5 protein-coding genes and 1 pseudogene are annotated in these 3,390 nt (G+C 49.3%); 4 read left to right on the top strand and 2 right to left on the bottom strand.

Translation table 11 applies throughout. The features are described 5' to 3' along the window. The coding region (locus FCN80_RS25520; RefSeq protein ID WP_136993120.1) for a transposase at positions 1-201 on the top strand (201 nt) is incomplete at its 5' end. A gap of 87 nt (positions 202-288) precedes the next feature. On the opposite strand, the gene FCN80_RS25515 is transcribed toward FCN80_RS25520, so the two are convergent. Continuing rightward, entirely contained in the window at positions 289-1,431 is a 1,143-nt protein-coding gene (locus FCN80_RS25515; RefSeq protein WP_136993119.1) for a Fic family protein, read from the bottom strand. 616 nt (positions 1,432-2,047) lie between these two features. Here FCN80_RS25515 and FCN80_RS25510 point away from each other — a divergent pair. From FCN80_RS25510 to FCN80_RS25500, 3 genes are all read left to right on the top strand, one after another. Further along, the gene (locus FCN80_RS25510) at positions 2,048-2,653 is read left to right on the top strand and encodes a tyrosine-type recombinase/integrase (protein ID WP_230492965.1); all 606 of its coding nucleotides are present in this window, start codon (positions 2,048-2,050) and stop codon (positions 2,651-2,653) included. Between the two features lie 45 nt (positions 2,654-2,698). Further along, complete coding sequence (locus FCN80_RS25505) at positions 2,699-2,917, top strand: transposase (protein ID WP_170975529.1); 219 nt, start codon at positions 2,699-2,701, stop codon at positions 2,915-2,917. 90 nt (positions 2,918-3,007) lie between these two features. Continuing rightward, on the top strand, positions 3,008-3,181 hold the full coding sequence (locus FCN80_RS25500; protein ID WP_196239164.1) for a hypothetical protein: 174 nt from the start codon (positions 3,008-3,010) through the stop codon (positions 3,179-3,181). A 49-nt stretch (positions 3,182-3,230) separates the two neighbouring features. Here the strand turns inward: FCN80_RS25500 and FCN80_RS25495 are convergent. After that, positions 3,231-3,390 (bottom strand): annotated as a pseudogene (locus tag FCN80_RS25495) (IS3 family transposase); the annotation flags it as partial.

Genomic DNA, 3,390 nt, shown 5'->3' with positions numbered 1-3,390 from the left:
GAATCGGTTCATCGGCAGTTCCGGAAGCTGACGAAAACCAAAGGCGCGTTTCCTAATGAAAACAGTCTGTTAAAGCTGCTTTATCTGGGGCTCATGAATGCGCAGGAGAAGTGGACAATGCCCATCCAGAACTGGAACTTGACCTTGTCGCAGTTGGCCATTTATTTTGATGGGCGACTGAATAACGTGATCACGCTGTAATGTTTTTACCGTGACACAGAATTCTGAACACTCCCAAATCGCCTGGTAATTATACCGTCAGTATCCCTTGGTAATCACACTAATACACTATAGGTTAGGAATAAACCCTTCTTCCCGCAGAACCTTAATCACTCCACGTATCAGATACGAATTAGAAAATTTCGCCGTATAGGTACGCGCCCCCTCTTCTACTGGCTGGAGCAGTCCCCGTTCAATCAGTTTACCAAGCTGGTAAGTCACCTGCGTCGGTTTCAGATCAGGCAAAACAGCACGTAGATCGCCCGCTTTTATCGTCCCCAATTCAACCGCACGTTTCAGAACCTTTGATTCCAGCGGATTTATCAGCCCTCTTTCCGACGAAAAATCGATGGCCGGATACAGGATCTTTTCGCTCAGGAAAGCGTGATTCGTCAGTTGATCGACTTTCTTCAGCTCAGAGGAGATCCCCGAAAGCACATATAAACACCATTCTTCCAGCCCCGCCTCTGTTCCCTTATCGGCTAACGAAAGCATGGCGTAATAGCGTTCACGATCATTACAGAATACCGCTGTCGGATTGAGAACCCGACCACCCGTCTGAACGTTAAAACCATACTTGATAAGCAACGCATAGGTCAGCAATCTGACCGTTCTACCATTACCGTTGCCAAAGGGATGTATCCAGCCAAAGCGATGATGCACCAGAGCAATCTTCATCAGATCGTACTTTGGCTTATCGGCACGGTTAATAAAGGCGGTCAGTTCCGCCATATAATCAGGAACGCGGATGTGGTCCGGCGGTAAATGCCTAGACTGAGCAATGCTGACGTTATGTTGCCGATACGCGCCGGGCGTTCTGTCCCCTTCCTGTTGCAGCGCGGCGACCGCCAGACTATGCAACTCGCGGATAAAATATTCCGTTATGTCATCGCCATTGCTCAGATATTCGTCGATGAACTCCATCGCGGCTTCGATGTTGTTAATTTCTTTGAGCTGGTCCGTCGAACTCTGCGTTCCTTCCACCTTGCTTTCAACATAATCGGCAAGAGTGGTGTGGTTCCCCTCAATCCTTGCAGAGCCAAGACTCTCCAGCATGTGGAATACGGCCTTCAACTGCGCAAACAGGATAGGGTGAACGTCAGTTTCCAGCCACAAATGCCGGAGGATCTCCAGTTCCGTCAGCGCGTCGACCAAAGGGGAGTCAAAGCTGGGGTTCAGAAGCGAGAGTTCAAAGTGATTAAATTGAGCCATGATGTTGAGTTATCTCAACTGATGCATGACGACATCTCAAAATTATATCAAAAATACCAAGAAAATCTAGCAATTATAAAACATACCTATTTTAATTATCTCAAAAAATGTTGTTCCAACATATCAAATGTAAGTTTGGAAAATGTTCAGCGCGAAGGGGAAAGGAGCTTTGCCTGCATAGTACAGCATGGATTTTTCAGCATCGCTATGTGTGGACCCCGAACCGTTATGTGTGGAGTTCCCCCCACTATATGTGGAACTCAGACCGTTATGTGTGAACCTAACTCCACACATAACGAAGCCCCTACCATTAAACAACGATTTTTCGTGAGAACCATCACAAAAACAAAGCGATTTTTTATGGGGGCCTTCATGGGGTGCCGCTTACGAGAAATGCCAACAAAACTAATAATAAAGAGTGTGTTAGTCGTGGATATGATTCCGAGTCCGGCACCACTATTCTTTTTTTATGCCTTCCTATGAATTCCTATATTGTTGCAATTCAATAGGTTGTAGTAAAAAGTCTTTCTGATACGTTTTGATTTATCCCTTCGTATCCGGAAAATTTGGGGTCAGATTGCGAGTCATTGAGTTCGACAACTGGAGTGTCCCTCACATGCTAACTGACAGCAAAATCCGCGCAGCAAAACCTCTCGTAAAATCATACAAACTCACAGACTCGCAAGGCCTGTATCTGACGATATCGACCAGCGGCGCTAAGTTATGGTATTTCCGCTATCGTCTCGATGGTAAAGAAATCCGTCTGGCTTTTGGCCCCTACCCTCAAACTACGCTGGCGGAGGCTCGCGAAAAGCGCGACGCTGCCCGCAAGCTGCTGGCATCCGGCATCGGCCCTTCTCAGCTTCGCAAGGTGCATAACACCGCCGTTGATGAATCCCGTACATTCCAGTATGCAGCGACGGCATGGCACACCAGCAGTCTTAAACTCTGGTCAGAAGCCCACGCCGATAAAATTCTCACCTGCCTGAAACGCTACGTTTTCCCCGCCATTGGCGCAATGGATATCGCTCAGGTTGAAACCCGCCATCTGGCGCAGCTTGTGAAGGCGATTGATGATAAAGGCGTGCATGACGTCGCCCAGCATCTGACCAAAATCATGCGTCATGCCGTACAGCAGGGCGTGATTAAATATAATCCCGCTTACGATTTGGGCGGCGTCGTGACCCCGGTAGTGACCCAACATCCCCCAGTGTCAGGATAGTTGTCACCCCCATCGCAAACTCTAATGGGGCGATGGAGACACGAAATGACACGCATTCCACCGGAACGTAAAGTGGCCGTATTGGCCAAACTGCTTCCGCCGTACAACATGAACGTGACATCGGTTGCGCAAATGGAAGGGATATCGGAAGCTACTCTCTATACGTGGCGTAAACAGGCGAAAGCGGAGGGGAAACCGGTGCCGGGCGCAGACAAAAACAGTGAACAATGGCCGGCGCAAGCCCGCTTGGCGGTGATTATCTAAACCGCCACCCTCAGTGAGGCCGATATCGCGGCGTACTGCCGTAAAAAAGGCCTGTATCCCAAGCAGATTACCCAATGGAAACAAGCGTTTTTGCAAGTCCCTTCGGTGGATGACCGTGCTGCACTGAAACAGAGCCAAAAAGAAATCAAACAGTTAAAACGCGAATTGGTCCGCAAGGAAAAAGCGCTGGCAAAGGCGGCAGCGATACGGGTGCTGAGAAAGCGGTTGCGGGAGTACTCCGGGGAAACGGACGAGGACGATTGACGCCAATTGACGAACGCGTGGCGCTTATCGGCTTGTGGCGTTTGGAGAAAATCCTGTTTCCATTGCGCAATGTGTTCAGGATAAAGCCCTTTGCGACGGCAGTATTCGCTCAGTTCGGCTTCACTGAGCGTGGCGGTTTCAACGATGACGGCAAAGCGGGCTTCTGTCGACCAAAGGTCTGTGGTTTTGTTGGCTCCGGGCACCGGTTT

The organism is Martelella alba (assembly GCF_005217455.1).
GTDB lineage: Bacteria > Pseudomonadota > Gammaproteobacteria > Enterobacterales > Enterobacteriaceae > Acerihabitans.
This window is presented reverse-complemented; position numbering and strand designations above follow the sequence as displayed.

Excerpts from the sequence above, each read along its gene's own strand:
- FCN80_RS25515 (WP_136993119.1), bottom strand. The coding sequence starts at position 1,431 with ATGGCTCAATTTAATCACTTTGAACTCTCGCTTCTGAACCCCAGCTTT.
- FCN80_RS25510 (WP_230492965.1), top strand. The coding sequence starts at position 2,048 with ATGCTAACTGACAGCAAAATCCGCGCAGCAAAACCTCTCGTAAAATCA.
- FCN80_RS25505 (WP_170975529.1), top strand. The coding sequence starts at position 2,699 with ATGACACGCATTCCACCGGAACGTAAAGTGGCCGTATTGGCCAAACTG.